Consider the following 13,839-nt stretch of genomic DNA (forward strand, 5'->3'; position numbering starts at 1 on the left):
CCTCACCGGCTCGCGACGAGGGACTCGCGCGCGGCCGCGAAGTCGAGCACCGCGCCACCGTTCTTCTTCGACCAGCCCTCGGCCGCCTGCTTGAGCAGGAACGCGCTCAGCTCGCCCTTGGACGACCGCACGAACCAGGCCTGGTTTGCAAACAGCTTGATGCCGCTCTCGCGATCCTGAGCGTAGACGACGCGGATGGTCTTGCCGTCCTTCTCGAGGCCGGCGAGCGCCTTGAGCGCGTTCTCGGGCGAGGCATAGTGGCGTACATGAGCCTCGTCCTTGACCCAGATCTGCGCGACGCGGCTGAAGTCGCTGATCTGGTCGCCCGTTGCGGCGTCCTTGGCACGAAGCGGAAGCTGCGCGTAGTTCTTCAGTTCGGAGTCGTAATCGCGTCCCGCCTGCGCCGCCGCGATACGGATGAACTTGTCGGTCACGAACTGGTTGATATCGAGATCACTGTCCGCGCGCTTGAGCAGCTTCAGCGTCTTGATCGAGGTTGCGACCGCCTGGCGGTACTCCGGCTTCCAGGTCACATCGCGGGTCTGGAGACCGAGCGGTCCGTGAAAGAGGTAGTCGACCTCCGCCTCGATGCCGGTCACCTTCGCGATCAGTTCGCTGTACTTCTCCGGCTCTTCCGCGATCAGGCGATCCGCTTCCAGCGCTGCGCGCAGATAGGCGACGACGATCTCGGGATATTTCTCGGCATAATCGGCATCGACCAGCCCGCCGTGGAATGTCGGGGCATTGGCCTGCGCGCCGTCAAAGATCTTGCGCGCGAAGCCGCGCCACGGGAACAGTTCGGCGAACGGAACGAAGTCGGCATGCGCCTCGATCTTGCCGGCCTGCAAGGCCGGCCCCGCAACCTCCGGCGCCTGCGTGATGATGTTGACGTCGGTCTCGGGATTCCAGCCCTTGGCCTCGATCGCGCGGAGCAGCATGCCGTGCGAGGTCGAGGCGAAGGGAACCGAGATGGTCTTGCCCTTGAGCTCATCGAGCGATTGCACCGGCGAGCTCGACGGCACCACGATGCCGTTGCCACTGCCCTTGGTGCTGCCGGACAGCACGCTGATGAAGAGGCTACGGCGTCCGGCCTTCTGGAACGCCACGCCGTTCAGCGAGCCCGGAAAGTCAGCCATCGCGCCGAAATCGAGCTTGCCTGCGACCATCTCGTTGGTGAGCGGCGCGCCGCTCGTAAAATTCTTCCACTGGATGTCGTAGGTGACATCCTTGTACTTGCCGTCATGTGGCAGAAATTTCTCAAGCAGCTTGAGCTCGCGAATGAGCAGTCCGCCGGTCGCGCAATTGATCGTCGTGTCCTGCGTCCCGACTGCCACACGGATCGTCTCCGCCTGGGTCGGCGCGAACATCGCAACAGTGATGGCCACAATGGCCACACTGAATCTCAAAGAGCTGAATTCGATCATCGAACTGTCCTCGGGAGGCCGGGCGCGTGCCGGCGGCAACGCTGGCCGGCACTATCGAAGGCGCGGCGCAACGCTTGAAGCAATTACTTGCGTCGCTGTCGCAGGACGTTCGCGTCATGATTCCGTCGCGCAACGACGCAAAGGATTTTCTCAGGACGGAGCCATGGACAGAGGAATCGTTTCGCTGCCGGTCGCCGCACACATCAAGCTTTGCTAAGTGATTTGGAACGATCGCAAAGAGATGGACATCGCACCACCGCCGCACTTACCTATTCGCAAGCCCCTGGAGAGCTGACGGATTGCGATGACCATACTCAAGGAAGCTGCCGCGACCGAGCCTGCCGCTTTCGCCGACCGGCCTCATGCAGGCGTTCCGTTCGACTGGACCGACCACAAGAAGACGCGGCGGGTCCGCAGCACACGCGCGAGGCCCGCAAGCTCGGCGCTGTTCATGAGCGAGACGATCGACGGGCTGAATGCCGGCGCGCATTTCCTCGACCGTTTGTCCGCGTCGGAGCAGGCGCGCGTGCACGCGGCCGGCCGCATCATCACGGTGCCGCAGGGCGAAATGGTATTCAGCCAGGGCGATGGCCACGACGGCATCTTCATCATCCGCCGCGGACAGGTGCGGGTCTACTACACCGCGCCGTCGGGCCGCGAGATCACGCTCGCCTATTGGACGCCGGGACATTTCATTGGAGGCCCCGAGATATCCGGCGGTGGCATTCACATGTGGTCGGGCATCGCCATCGAGGCCTGCGAGATTACGACACTCTCCGGCCCCGCGCTTGAGAAGCTGTTGACCAGCATGCCGAGCTTCGCGCTGGCGCTGATCGACGGCCTCATCGCCAAGGGCAAATGCTACTCCTCGATGGCGCAGATCCTCGGTACGCGATCGGTGATCGAACGGCTGGCGCAATTCCTGCTCACGCTGTCGGAATTGCATGGCACGGCCGACGGCGACACCATCGTCATCAACCGCAAGATCACCCATGACCAGATCGCGGCCATGGTGGGCTCGACCCGGCAATGGGTGACGATGATGCTGAAGCGTTTCCAGAACCGCCGCATCATCGCCATCGACGGCAGCACCATCCAGATCAGGCGGATCGACCTGCTGGAGCAGATTTTGTTCAAGGATTAGGCGCGGCGGGTTGTCTCCGTGCGCACGGTGACAGTCGAACTCGCGGAGAGTCCCCCTCACCCGGAATTTGCTTACGCAAATTCCGACCTCTCCCCGCAAGCGGGGAGAGGTAAACTTCACCGCGCCTCTTCAAACCCGGCCAGCACCGAGGTCAGGTTCGCGCCCAGAATATCCGAGAGATAGCCGCCCTCCTGCACGAACACGGTCGGCAGGCCCAGCTTCGCGATCGCCTGGCCGATGCGGCGGAAGCCCGGCGTGGTGACGGCGAGGCCCTTCAGTGGATCGTGCTCGGAGGCATCGAGGCCGAGCGCGATGACGAGGGCGCCGGGTGCAAAGGATTCGATCGCCTTGCGCGCGACATCCATCGCCTGGATGTAGCCGTCGTCACCGGTGCCGATGGCCAGGGGGATGTTGAGATTGGCGCCGAGGCCGGGTCCTTCGCCGCGCTCATGCGCGTAGCCCCACACATAAGGATAGTACGCGATGGGGTCAGCGTGGATCGACACCGTGTAGACGTCAGGGCGTGCGTAGAAGATTCCTTGCGTGCCGTTGCCATGATGGACGTCGACGTCCAGGATCACGACGCGCTCATGCTTGAGCCGCAGATGCGCGGCTGCGATCGCGCTGTTATTGAGGAAACAGAAGCCGCCGGCCATGTCGCGGTAGGCGTGATGGCCGGGCGGACGGCAGAGTGCATAGGTCGCATCCTCGCCGTCCATCACCATCTGCGCTGCCGTGACCGCAACATCGGTGGCAGCGCAGGCCGCGGCCCAGGTGCCGGGACCGATCGGCGCCGCGGTGTCGGCGGTGTGCCAGCCGAGCTTGCCGACGATATGAGTGGGATAGGTCGCGGCATGACGCACGGGATGGATGTTGCCGATCATCTCCGGGCCGGAATCGCCGAGCGCGGTCCAGGCGTCCCAGGCTTCGCTGAGGAACGACAGATATTCCGGGCTGTGAATCCGCGCACGCGGCCCCTGCCCGAATGTCGTCGGTTCGACCAGCTGATGCTTGCCGTCCTTCAACCCCTTGAGCAGGCGATCGGCGCGCTCGGGCTGCTCCGTGGTGCGCTTGACGACACCGCGAACCAGGAAGAATTGCGGATCGTGGCTGCGATGCAGTTCGGTATGGACGGCTTTCACTCAAACACTCCGTGGTCGCGTTGACGGTGCCCACAGATGTCTAAATGCCTGCGGCGGCCAGATGCAAGCAAGAAGAATGCCGCCGCTTTGGTGCTGCTCTGCGCCGGAGGCAGACCGCCCGTGATGCTCTAGCAGCGCCCGCGCTGGAGGCAGTGCTCGCGGCCCTGCTGGTCGGTGCGGAAGGACTCGACGAAGCCGCCCTGACGCTGGGTGACGAAGACGGTCTTGCCGTCGCTGCCGCCGAAGGCGAGATTGGTCGGCTCCTTGCCCTTCAGCGCGATCTCCCGCTCGACCGCACCATTGGGCTTCATCAGCGCGATGGTGCCCTTGAGGATGCGCGCGACATAGAGACGGCCGGCGACGTCGGTGCGCAGGCCGTCGACGGTGTCGGGCTGGAAGGCTTTGACGAGTTTTGCGCCGGTGAGCTCGTTACCGCGGACGGTGTAGGACCAGATTTCGCCGCTGCTGGATTCCCCGACATAGAGCGTCTTGCCGTCAGGGCTGAGGTCGATGCCGTTGGTGGTGCCCATCGCGCGCGGCGCGGGCATCACCTGCCCCTGCACCGTGCCGTCCGCAGATTTGGCGATGCGCCAGATGTGGCCTTCCCTGCCTTTCCAGTTCGGATCGCTCGCATAGATCGTGCCGTCGCGCGCGACCGTGATGTCGTTGGGCTGGTTCATCTCGTCGGAATGAAACCAGACGACGGGCTCGCTCGCGCCCTTCGGGATCGCGAAGATGTTGTGCTTCTTGTAGTCGGCGATGAACATGGTGCCGTCACGCGCAAAGCGGATGGCGTTGCCGACGCTGCCCGCGGGCAGTGCCGTAAACTGCTCCGAAGCCGCGCCGCCCACCGGCAGCTTGCCGATGGTGCCGGGCTTGCCAAAGTTGACCACGAAGAGATTGCCGTCGAGATCGGCCGCCGGCCCTTCGATGCCGAAGGTGTATTCGCCCGACGGCGTCACCTGCACGCTTTCGAACAGCTTTGTTTCAGCATGGGCCGGCGATGCCGCGATGACGAGAAGGAGGCTACTGCACAGGCACCAGAAATTCCTGCCGAATGTAATAGCCATCGTCGTCGCTGCACTCGCCATTCAGATAGGGATCGGCAGGCCGGAAGAATCGGCTGAAGCCGGGTTTGTCTACAGCGCTCCTTTGTGTCACGACAACGACCTTGCCGGCCGGTATTTCGCCGCATTCCTTGTTGGTCTTGCCAAAGAACTTGCGCTGCGGCGGGCCGGACTTGATCCGCATCCGCGTGCCCGGAACCATTTTCGCAACCAGCAGGTCCGCGGTATCGAGCAGGCGCGTGTAGCCAGGTTCGGTCCTGGGCAGGCTTTCGCCGCCCGGCGGCATCAGCTTCTCGGCGCCGATACCGCGCAGCCGCGTGCGCAGCTTCCCGGAGTCTGGATCGCCCGGATAGATCCAGCCGTCCTGCGACAGCATGAAGCGCAGCACCGTCGCGTCCTTTTCCGCATCCGATTGCCCTGCCTTCAGGCCGAAATCCGAGTGGCAGCCGACGCAGTGCTTTTCGACGAGCCCCTTGCGCAGCGTGGTGAGCCGGACACTGTTCTGCGCGTCTTTGGCGACGAAGGCCGCGAGCTGGTCGATCATCGCCTGGCTGCGCATGTCGCAAGGCAACGGCGGCGGATCGCCAGCAGCGCGATCGATGCGGATTACCGTCTGGTTCTTGTCCTCGACCAGCCAGATTGCGCCGTCCTCTGCGACCGTCATGCCGACGGGCGCTCCTTGCGGCCGCGCGCCGTTGACGCGGTGCCAGCCTGCGATCAGTTCGTCGAATGGCGCGGCGGCGACTTCTCCGGCGTCGGTCTGAAAGCTGTGGGTCGGATCTGCCGCGCAACTGACGTGGTAACGCACCGGCGCCGGGGCGGGCTTCGGGAAGCCATGGTCGTCGACGTCATAGAAGAGGACGCGGCTGCCGGTCGGACGATAGCCGTGCAGGCCGACTAGCAGCTTGCCTTCCAGCTCCGGGAATTTCGCGCCGTGATAATAGAGCATCGCCAGCGGCGCGCCGTGCGGCGGCATCAGAGAGAACGGTGCCTTGTAGAGCGCATTGGCCGTGCAGAGCGACCTGTAGACCCCGGATTGCAGCACGGGCTTGAATTCGGGGCTCGGCGTCGACAGGTCGTAGCAATAAGGCCAGCCATAATGCCTGCCCTGCTCGATCGCGTTGATCTCCTCGTTCGGCTTGAAGATGTCGGGCAGATCGCGGCCGTTCTCGCCCTGCAGGAAGGCGTAACCAGGATCGGGAAAATTCGGATGCAGCGCCAGCGCCATCGAGTTGCGCAGGCCGCGCGCATAGACGGTGTGCGGCGGGTCGGGATCGGCCGGCTTCAGCGCCGGGAAGATGCCGCCTGCGGGCGGTGTGAACAGCCAGATCGAGGCCATCGCGGACGCGCCCTCGGCCGCCGCGCATGGTTTTGTGATCGGCGCCGACGTGATGCAGTCGTCGCTGTGCGAGCCGACATTGACGAACAGCCGCCCGTTCCCGTCAAAGGCGAACTGCTTGAGCGGATGGGCACTCTCGTCGAGCCTGGTGCCGTCAGGCAATGTGATCCGGCGGCCGGGCATGTGCCGGATGATGGTCTCGACCGTGCTGCGGGGATTGTCGGCGAGCGGATCGAACCGGAAGATCGTCTCCGCGGTCGAGGCGTACAGCTTCTTGTCCGGGCCAATCACGAGACCGAACGGATATTCGATTGCGGTCAGCAGCTCCTTGAACCGCTGCCCCTGCGGCGCATGCGGATCGAGCAGCAGCAGCCGTCCATCGGTGTGGCCCCAGCCCCCCATGTCGGCGACCACGAACAGGTCACGGCCTGGCACCTGGATGATCGAGCGCGGAAATTTCAGGCGATCCTCTTCGCTGGCGACGAGACCGGCGCAGAATCCCGCCTTCATGTCGATCTGGATTCTGGGAAAGGCGAGATCGCCGCTGCCACAGGTTTCCGTGCCGATCGCGTAGCCGCTTTTCCTCACCGGCTCGGAGGAGGCTCCCGGGGCAAGACCGAACAGCGCTCCGGCGACGATCGCCGCAAACAAGCTTCGGCGTTCATGCCAGAATGTGAGCTGGTTCACGGCGATCCCCCGGACTTTCGGTCCAAAGTTGTTCCATGCCATGGGAACGCCGTCCAGTTGATCATCACCCCCCTGTGATCAAACCCGCTCGGGCCTTCGCAGCGACCAATCTCCGTAGATTCCCTTACCGGGCTCGCCCCGAATGTTTCGCGAAGGCCTCGGGTGGTATCGGTTTGCCATCCCAGTCGCTCCCGACAGGAGACGCATATGGTCCAGGTCTATTTTCACTGCTCCAACACCGAAGGCACGCTGATCGATCGCAGCGGCACCGCGGTGGCCAGCCTGACCGAGGCGCGTGACCGTGCGGCCCAGATCATGCACTCGATGATCTACACCCCGGGTGCCGAAGACTGGCGCGACTGGGTGATCCATGTCAGCGGCTCCGACGGCGAGGAGATCTTCGACCTTCCCTTCACCGCCATGCTCGGCAAGCCGCATTGAGGTGATGCCGTGCTGTTCGCTTCATTAACCCTGCTCTGCCAGCCCCTCAACTTCGTCGCCACCAAGTGGCAGAAGCTGGTGCGGATCGCAGGCAACCCCTACCGCCCCGAACTTCACTACATGCGCGGGCCTGGCCCGAAATGGCACGCCAAATATCAGGCCAGCCGGCTGGACCGCGGGCTCTGAGCGCAGTCCGCGGCTGCTCCTCTACTTCCCCGTAAACTTCGCCTTGCGCTTCTCGACGAAGGCGGTGCGGCCTTCGATGGCGTCGGCGCTCTTGCGGATCGTGGCCTGAACCTCGATCTCGCGGCGGAACTGCGCCTCGTAAGCCGCATGCTCGCTCTCCTCGACAAGCGCACGCGTTGCGACCAAAGCGCGCGTCGGGCCGTCCGCCAAACGGCGCGCCAGGACCAGCGCCTCGTCCATCAGCTTCGCGTCGTCGACGACCTGCCGCACCAGGCCGATCTCCTGCGCACGTTCGGCCGTCAGGGGCTCGTTCAGCAACATCAGCTCGAGCGCGCGCTGCCGACCGACCAGCCGCGGCAACAGCCAGGTCGAACCGAGATCGGGCACCAGGGCGATCCGGCTGAACACCTGGATGAAGCTCGCCGACCGCGCCGCAACAATCATGTCGCCGGCCATCGCAAGGCTGAAGCCGCCGCCGGCCGCGACGCCGTTGACGGCGACCACGACAGGCACGCGGCATTCGCGCAACGCCTTGAACGCGGGCCAGTAGAACCGCATCACGCCGGCGGCGATGTCCTCGCCCAGCGCTTCCGATGCCTTCAAATTCTGTCCTGAGCAAAATCCGCGCCCCGCGCCGGTGAGGATCAGTGCGCGAATGCCCTCATCCCCAGTCATCTCGGCGACGGCGGCGGCGAGCGCGCCGAGCAGGTCCGGCGTCATCGCGTTCAGACTCGCCGGCTCGTCGAGCGTCAAGATCCCAACCGCGCCATCCCGCGCCTGTTTCACACCTGCCATGTCTCGTCTCCCTTTGGATTTTCTCGTTGGCGGCAATGTGCCATCCTTCGCACGCCCCGCCAATGCTGCAGCTTCCGCGTGAAGCCAGAACAACCGAATCCAGAGATCAAGACGACATCATGCCTCATCAGTTCAGCCTCGCCCAAGCCGTCCGCAAACCCGCCGTCACATCCAAGGGCGGCATCGTCGCCTCGCAATCGCGACGGGCGGCCGAAGTGGGCGCGCAGGTGCTGGCGGCGGGCGGCGACTGCGTGGACGCGATCGTCGCGACCACCTTTGCGCTGAACGTGCTGGAGCCCTGGAACAGCGGCATCGGCGGCGGCGGCGCCATGGTGCTCTACCGCGCCAAGGAAAATCGCACCGAGGTGATCGACTACGGCATGTGCGCGCCACAGAGCCTGCGCACCACCGACTACCCGCTCAGCGGCGAAGGCGCGGCCTCCGATCTGTTTCCCTGGCCGCGGGTGAAGGACGATCGCAACATTCACGGCCCCGGCTCGGTCGCCGTGCCCGGCGTCGTCGCCGGCATGGAGGAGGCACATCGCCGCTACGCCAAGATGCCGTGGAAGGATCTGGTCGCGCCGGCCGCCGCGCTCGCCGGCGAAGGCCTGCTGGTCGATTGGTGGACCACGCTGACGATCGCGGCATCGGCAGCCGATCTCAGGCGCTATCCCGCGAGCGCGGCCACCTTCCTGAAGGATGGCCTGCCGCCGAGCGCGCCGTGGGGCATCAAGTCCGAGACGCGGCTGCCGTTGGCCACGTTGAAGGCGACGTTGTCGCACCTCGCCGCTGCCGGTCCGCGCGATTTCTACCAGGGCGATCTCGCCAAAAGCATCGCATCCGACATCAAGGCCGACGGCGGCTCGCTGTCGGTGGAGGATCTCGCCGCGTTTCGCGCCCATCTGCGCGAGCCGCTGGCGATCCCCTATCGCGGCGGCAAGGTGTATGCGACGCCGGAGCTCACGGCCGGACCGACAATGGCGCATGCGCTGCGGCTGTTGCAGCAGAGTCTGAAGCCGGGAAGCGCACCCGACGCGACCACCTACAGCGAATATGCGGTGGCGCTGCAAGCAGCCTTCCGCGAGCGGCTCAAGGACATGGGCGATGCCGACGGCAAGCGATCGCTCGGCGCCGAATATCTGGCGCCCGCCTGCACAACGCATTTCTCCGTGGTCGACCGCCACGGCAACATCGCAGCGGTCACGCAGACGCTGCTCTCGTCCTTCGGCTCGAAATACGTGACGCCGCACACCGGCATTGCCATGAACAACGGCATCATGTGGTTCGACCCGACGCCGGGCACCACCAACTCGCTCGCTCCCGGGAAGCGCTGTCTCTGCAACTACACGCCCGTCATCGCCGAAACGAAGGACGGCAAGCGTCTCGCGGTCGGCGCCTCCGGCGGCCGCCGCATCCTGCCGTCGGTGATGCAGCTCGTGTCCTTTGCGATGGATTACGGCATGGACCTCGACACGGCCATCCACCAGCCGCGGATCGACGCAAGCGAAGGCGCGGTCGTGATCGGCGATATCAGACTGCCGGCAGACGTGCGCAAGACACTTGCCGCACGCTTCGATTATGAAGAGACGCAAGTGCAGGCCCTGCCGCAGAAGTTCGCCTGCCCCAGCGTGGTGATGCGCGAGGACGATACGAATTCGGGCGCGGTCGAGATCTTCCAGCCCTGGGCCGACGCTGTCGCCGAATCCTGAGCGTCACGACTCCTCCGCATTTGCACGCGACACCGCGATCGATGTTCGTTCGTCGAACGGACAGATGCGTGCCTAACAGGAGAGATTTCGGATGAAGAAACTTGCGCTCGCCGCAACACTGATCATCGCGGCCGGCTTCACCATGCCAAACGCCGCATTCGCCAGGGGCGGCCACGGACATGGTCATGGCCATGGCCACGGCCATCATGGCGGATACCATGGACATCGCCATGCCACTCATCTCGGATGGCACCACGGGCGCAAGGTCGGCTGGCGCGGCAGGGGCTGCCCGCCCGGCCTGTGGAAACAGGGTCGCTGCTGACGCCCTATCTGCAAGTCATGCAAGGCGTCGCTCCTGACGGGGCGGCGCCTTCTTCTTCAAACGCCCAGCCGATCCCGCACCCGGCCCGTGATCACAGCAGTCGCAACCCCCAAGGGCCAAAATGCGTGCATCGGAATCGGCTTGATACCCGTGACGGGCATGTCGATCTCAGCCTTGGCACCGCCGATCAGCCGGCGCGCGAGCTGCGCGCCCATCGCGGTCGAGAGCGCGACGCCGCGGCCATTGCAGCCGAGCGAGATCAGGACGCTCTCCGCCGGCTCGTGCACATGCGGATAATGATCCTTGGTGATGGCGAGCCGGCTGTTCCAGCCATGCGTCCAGGCGGCGCCCTTGAGCTGCGGCCATAGCCGCTCGGCATAACGCATGAGATAGGCGACGTCGTTGGGCGACTTGATCCAGCGCATCGGGCCGCGGCCGCCCATCAGCAGGCGGTTGTTTTGATCGATCCGATAATAGACGGTGATATGACCGCTCTCGTAGAGCACCGGCCGTGTCGGCATGATCGAGCGGGCGACCGCGTCGGAGAGCGGCGCGGTGGCGGCAATCGAAGAGAATACCGGCACGATGGTACGGCGGAGCGCCGGCCAGAGATCGTCGGTGAAGCCGTTGGTGGCGAGCAGGACCTTGTCGGCATGCACCACCGCGCGCGGCGTCTCGATGCGCCAGCGCGCGCCGTCGCGACGGAGCGACAGCGCCGGCGTTTCGCCATGGACCTTCGCGCCCGCGGAAATCGCGGCGCGCGCGAGGCCACGGGCGTAGCTGAGCGGATGCAGATCGCCGCCGCGCGAGTCCAGCATGGCGCCGATGTAGCGGTCCGTGCCGGTCATCTCGCGCAACTGCTCGCGGTTCAGATATTGCACCGGCATGCCGCGGCGCATGCATTGCTGCGCCGTCTTCTCGATCGCGGCGGCGCTGGCCTCGTTGTAGGCCGCGCGCAGCGTGCCATTCTGCCGCGCTTCGCAGGGGATCTGGTAACGGCGGATCAGGTCGTGCGTGAAATTGGTCGTGCCGTAGGAGAAGTCGATCATGCGGCGGCCGAGCTCGGCGCCGAAATCGGCCTCGATCTGATCGGGGTCATGCTTCAAGCCGGGATTGGTGTGACCACCATTATTGCCCGATGCGCCCCAACCAGGTTCCTGCGCCTCCAGCACCAGCGCCTCGACACCTCGCTCCGCCAGATGCAAGGCCGTGGACAGACCGGTGTAGCCGCCGCCGACGATCGCGACGGGGACGGTCTTGTCCGCGTCGAGCGGCGGCGTGGCAACCGGCGCGACGGCGGTGTCGGCATAGAGCGAGGGCGGCAGAGGCAGGCGCGTAGTCATGACGAGGACCGATCAGAGCGGATGCAGCACGCGGCGCAAAAAGTCCTGCGTGCGCGGGTGCTGGGGTTGATTGAGGACGGCCTTCGCCGCGCCCTGCTCGACGATGACGCCGCCGTCGATGAACAGCACGCGGTCGGCGACGTCGCGGGCAAAGCCCATCTCGTGGGTGACGACGACCATGGTCATGCCGTCATCGGCGAGCTTGCGCATCACGCCGAGCACGTCACCGACCAGTTCGGGATCGAGCGCCGAGGTCGGCTCGTCGAACAGGATCGCCTTTGGCTGCATCGCGAGCGCGCGCGCGATGGCGACGCGCTGCTGCTGGCCGCCGGAGAGCTGCGGCGGATGCGCGTCGGCCTTTTCGGCGAGGCCCACCTGACCGAGCAGCGCGCGGCCGCGCTCGAGCACCTGCGCACGCGGCTCCTTCTTTACAAAGAGCGGGCCTTCGACGACGTTTTCCAGCACGGTGCGATGCGGGAACAGGTTGAAGCGCTGGAACACCATCGAGACCTGGGTGCGGACCTTCACGATGGAGGACGCATCGCGGTCGACCTTCAGTCCCTCGACGTTGATCTCGCCGCGGTCGTAGCTTTCCAGCCCATTGATACAGCGCAGGATCGTCGACTTGCCGGAGCCCGAGGGGCCAATGATGCAGACCACCTCACCCTTCTGGACGGAGGCCGTGATGCCCTTGAGCACCTCGTTCTGGCCAAAGCTCTTGTGGACGTCGGTGAGCTCGATCATTTCTTGCCCGCCCGCTTCTCGAAGTGACGGACCAGCAGGATCAGCGGGATGCTCATGGTGAGATACATCAGCGCCACCAGCGTGAACACATTGGTGTTCTTGAAGGTCGAGGATGCGATCAGCTTGCCTTGCAACGCGAGCTCGGCGACCGTGATGGTGGAGGCTTGCGACGAATCCTTCAGCATCATGATCATGACGTTGCCATAAGGCGGCAGCACGATGCGCACCGCCTGGGGCAACACCACGCGGCGCATGGTGAGCCACCAGCCCATGCCGATCGACTGCGCCGCCTCGATCTGGCCCTTGTCGATCGCCTCGATGCCCGCACGGAAATTCTCGGCCTGGTAGGCCGAATAGGCGATGCCGAGCCCGAGGATCGCGGCCTGCAAGGCCGACAGCGTGACGCCGAGATCCGGCATCACGAAATAGAGGTAGAACAACAGCACGATGATCGGGATGCCGCGGATCACGTTGATCAGGCTGGCGCTGAGCATCGACAGCACCTTGATGCCGGAGACCCGCATCATCGCCCAGATCAGACCCAGCACCGTCGAGAGCAGCAGCGAGCCGATGGTGACGACGATCGTCAGCGCGACACCGCTCATCAGGATCGGGAAGAATTCGACGGCGTCGTGCCAGAAGCCTTTCATCGGTCAGCCTTACCAGCCTCTGTCGATCAACCCTGCGCCTTCTGACCCCACTTCTCGAGGATCTTGTCGATGGTGCCGTTGGCCTTCAGCTTCGCCAACGAGGCGTTGATCTTGCCGAGCAGCGCGGCCTCGCCCTTGCGGACGCCGATGCCGACCGAGCCGACGGTGACGGGCTTGTAGCCGTCGACGAGACGTACCTCAGGGAAACCACCCTGCTTCAGATTGTAGGCGAGGATCGGATAGTCGGCGTAGCCGGCCTTGAGGCGACCGGTGTTCACGTCGCGCAGGATGTCAGGGATGGTGTCGTAGGCCTTGACGTCGGCGAACAGGCCGGACTTCTTCAGCGCATCGACGAAGGCGGTGCCGACCTGGGCGCCGACCGTCTCGCCCTTCAGATCATCCTGCGTGGCATAGGCCTTGGTGTCGCTCTTCGGGACCACCAGGCCTTCGCCGTAGGTGTAGATCGGATCGGAGAAGTCGACGACCTCCTTGCGCGGCGCGGTGATGAACATCGCCGCCGCAATCATGTCGATCTTGCCCGATGTGAGCGACGGGATCAGCGCCGAGAACGCCATCGGCTCGATCTGCACGCTGAGGCCGGCGTCCTTGCCGATCTCGGTGACGATGTCGACCATGATGCCCTGGATGGTGTTGGTCTTGGTGTCGAGGAAGGTGAAGGGAATGCCTGTCGGCGTCGAGCCGACCTTCAACGCCTGCTGCGCCGAAGCCGGCATCGCCGCTGCAATCGCGAGCGCCGCGACCGCGGCCAGACCAAAACGCTTCATCGCATCCCCCTTTGGGCTTGGCCGATGTCGGCGCTCGCGCATGTCGTGATCAGACGTTGCG

At 64.9% G+C, this 13,839-nt stretch carries 15 protein-coding genes; 6 read left to right on the plus strand and 9 right to left on the minus strand.

What is annotated here, in order from left to right; translation table 11 throughout:
• Positions 1-2: 2 nt before the first annotated feature.
• Positions 3-1,367: an ABC transporter substrate-binding protein gene (locus tag AB7Z56_RS36385; RefSeq protein ID WP_187388095.1), complete on the minus strand. Its 1,365-nt coding sequence runs from the start codon at positions 1,365-1,367 to the stop codon at positions 3-5.
• A 19-nt stretch (positions 1,368-1,386) separates the two neighbouring features.
• Between AB7Z56_RS36385 and AB7Z56_RS36390 the strand changes: the two genes are divergently transcribed.
• Positions 1,387-1,641 carry a hypothetical protein gene (locus tag AB7Z56_RS36390; RefSeq protein WP_187387811.1) on the plus strand — a complete coding sequence of 85 codons (255 nt, stop codon included), beginning with the start codon at positions 1,387-1,389 and terminating at the stop codon, positions 1,639-1,641.
• A gap of 87 nt (positions 1,642-1,728) precedes the next feature.
• Positions 1,729-2,568, plus strand: a complete 840-nt coding sequence (locus AB7Z56_RS36395; RefSeq protein ID WP_371496430.1) for a Crp/Fnr family transcriptional regulator — start codon at positions 1,729-1,731, stop codon at positions 2,566-2,568.
• Between the two features lie 116 nt (positions 2,569-2,684).
• Here the strand turns inward: AB7Z56_RS36395 and AB7Z56_RS36400 are convergent, their stop codons facing one another.
• The 3 genes from AB7Z56_RS36400 to AB7Z56_RS36410 form a co-directional block, all read right to left on the minus strand.
• Positions 2,685-3,710 carry a histone deacetylase family protein gene (locus AB7Z56_RS36400; protein ID WP_063985375.1) on the minus strand — a complete coding sequence of 342 codons (1,026 nt, stop codon included), beginning with the start codon at positions 3,708-3,710 and terminating at the stop codon, positions 2,685-2,687.
• 128 nt (positions 3,711-3,838) lie between these two features.
• Positions 3,839-4,780, minus strand: coding sequence for an SMP-30/gluconolactonase/LRE family protein (locus AB7Z56_RS36405; RefSeq protein WP_063985376.1), 942 nt, complete (start codon positions 4,778-4,780; stop codon positions 3,839-3,841).
• Positions 4,737-6,803 (minus strand): PQQ-dependent sugar dehydrogenase, encoded by a 2,067-nt coding sequence (locus tag AB7Z56_RS36410; RefSeq protein WP_063986673.1) that lies wholly within the window; start codon positions 6,801-6,803, stop codon positions 4,737-4,739. Before AB7Z56_RS36410 ends, AB7Z56_RS36405 begins: the two co-directional genes overlap by 44 nt.
• A gap of 207 nt (positions 6,804-7,010) precedes the next feature.
• On the opposite strand from AB7Z56_RS36410, the gene AB7Z56_RS36415 reads away from it, so the two are divergent.
• On the plus strand, positions 7,011-7,244 hold the full coding sequence (locus AB7Z56_RS36415) for a DUF6894 family protein (RefSeq protein ID WP_014497658.1): 234 nt from the start codon (positions 7,011-7,013) through the stop codon (positions 7,242-7,244).
• 9 nt (positions 7,245-7,253) lie between these two features.
• On the plus strand, positions 7,254-7,430 hold the full coding sequence (locus AB7Z56_RS36420; RefSeq protein WP_187387812.1) for a hypothetical protein: 177 nt from the start codon (positions 7,254-7,256) through the stop codon (positions 7,428-7,430).
• A gap of 21 nt (positions 7,431-7,451) precedes the next feature.
• On the opposite strand, the gene AB7Z56_RS36425 is transcribed toward AB7Z56_RS36420, so the two are convergent.
• Positions 7,452-8,225: an enoyl-CoA hydratase-related protein gene (locus AB7Z56_RS36425; RefSeq protein ID WP_063985377.1), complete on the minus strand. Its 774-nt coding sequence runs from the start codon at positions 8,223-8,225 to the stop codon at positions 7,452-7,454.
• A 119-nt stretch (positions 8,226-8,344) separates the two neighbouring features.
• Between AB7Z56_RS36425 and AB7Z56_RS36430 the strand changes: the two genes are divergently transcribed.
• Positions 8,345-9,934 (plus strand): gamma-glutamyltransferase family protein, encoded by a 1,590-nt coding sequence (locus AB7Z56_RS36430; protein ID WP_283018468.1) that lies wholly within the window; start codon positions 8,345-8,347, stop codon positions 9,932-9,934.
• A 91-nt stretch (positions 9,935-10,025) separates the two neighbouring features.
• The gene (locus AB7Z56_RS36435) at positions 10,026-10,256 is read left to right on the plus strand and encodes a hypothetical protein (RefSeq protein WP_283018467.1); all 231 of its coding nucleotides are present in this window, start codon (positions 10,026-10,028) and stop codon (positions 10,254-10,256) included.
• A 56-nt stretch (positions 10,257-10,312) separates the two neighbouring features.
• On the opposite strand, the gene AB7Z56_RS36440 is transcribed toward AB7Z56_RS36435, so the two are convergent.
• From AB7Z56_RS36440 to AB7Z56_RS36455, 4 genes are read right to left on the minus strand one after another with little or no spacing between them, the layout of a single operon-like run.
• Complete coding sequence (locus AB7Z56_RS36440; protein ID WP_063985379.1) at positions 10,313-11,599, minus strand: NAD(P)/FAD-dependent oxidoreductase; 1,287 nt, start codon at positions 11,597-11,599, stop codon at positions 10,313-10,315.
• Positions 11,600-11,611: 12 nt separating this feature from the next.
• Entirely contained in the window at positions 11,612-12,343 is a 732-nt protein-coding gene (locus AB7Z56_RS36445) for an amino acid ABC transporter ATP-binding protein (RefSeq protein ID WP_063985380.1), read from the minus strand.
• Positions 12,340-12,993, minus strand: a complete 654-nt coding sequence (locus tag AB7Z56_RS36450; RefSeq protein WP_014497665.1) for an amino acid ABC transporter permease — start codon at positions 12,991-12,993, stop codon at positions 12,340-12,342. The genes AB7Z56_RS36445 and AB7Z56_RS36450 overlap by 4 nt, the downstream gene beginning before the upstream one ends.
• Before the next feature lie 26 nt (positions 12,994-13,019).
• On the minus strand, positions 13,020-13,778 hold the full coding sequence (locus AB7Z56_RS36455; protein ID WP_063985381.1) for an ABC transporter substrate-binding protein: 759 nt from the start codon (positions 13,776-13,778) through the stop codon (positions 13,020-13,022).
• Positions 13,779-13,839: the final 61 nt, after the last annotated feature.

Origin of the sequence: Bradyrhizobium sp. 482_C4_N1_8, assembly GCF_052075965.1 — a bacterium.
In the GTDB taxonomy this organism is placed as follows: domain Bacteria; phylum Pseudomonadota; class Alphaproteobacteria; order Rhizobiales; family Xanthobacteraceae; genus Bradyrhizobium; species Bradyrhizobium barranii.

Excerpts from the sequence above, each read along its gene's own strand:
- AB7Z56_RS36385 (WP_187388095.1), bottom strand. The coding sequence starts at position 1,367 with ATGTTCGCGCCGACCCAGGCGGAGACGATCCGTGTGGCAGTCGGGACG.
- AB7Z56_RS36390 (WP_187387811.1), top strand. The coding sequence starts at position 1,387 with ATGGCCACACTGAATCTCAAAGAGCTGAATTCGATCATCGAACTGTCC.
- AB7Z56_RS36395 (WP_371496430.1), top strand. The coding sequence starts at position 1,729 with ATGACCATACTCAAGGAAGCTGCCGCGACCGAGCCTGCCGCTTTCGCC.
- AB7Z56_RS36405 (WP_063985376.1), bottom strand. The coding sequence starts at position 4,780 with ATGGCTATTACATTCGGCAGGAATTTCTGGTGCCTGTGCAGTAGCCTC.
- AB7Z56_RS36415 (WP_014497658.1), top strand. The coding sequence starts at position 7,011 with ATGGTCCAGGTCTATTTTCACTGCTCCAACACCGAAGGCACGCTGATC.
- AB7Z56_RS36425 (WP_063985377.1), bottom strand. The coding sequence starts at position 8,225 with ATGGCAGGTGTGAAACAGGCGCGGGATGGCGCGGTTGGGATCTTGACG.
- AB7Z56_RS36430 (WP_283018468.1), top strand. The coding sequence starts at position 8,345 with ATGCCTCATCAGTTCAGCCTCGCCCAAGCCGTCCGCAAACCCGCCGTC.
- AB7Z56_RS36435 (WP_283018467.1), top strand. The coding sequence starts at position 10,026 with ATGAAGAAACTTGCGCTCGCCGCAACACTGATCATCGCGGCCGGCTTC.
- AB7Z56_RS36440 (WP_063985379.1), bottom strand. The coding sequence starts at position 11,599 with ATGACTACGCGCCTGCCTCTGCCGCCCTCGCTCTATGCCGACACCGCC.
- AB7Z56_RS36445 (WP_063985380.1), bottom strand. The coding sequence starts at position 12,343 with ATGATCGAGCTCACCGACGTCCACAAGAGCTTTGGCCAGAACGAGGTG.
- AB7Z56_RS36450 (WP_014497665.1), bottom strand. The coding sequence starts at position 12,993 with ATGAAAGGCTTCTGGCACGACGCCGTCGAATTCTTCCCGATCCTGATG.
- AB7Z56_RS36455 (WP_063985381.1), bottom strand. The coding sequence starts at position 13,778 with ATGAAGCGTTTTGGTCTGGCCGCGGTCGCGGCGCTCGCGATTGCAGCG.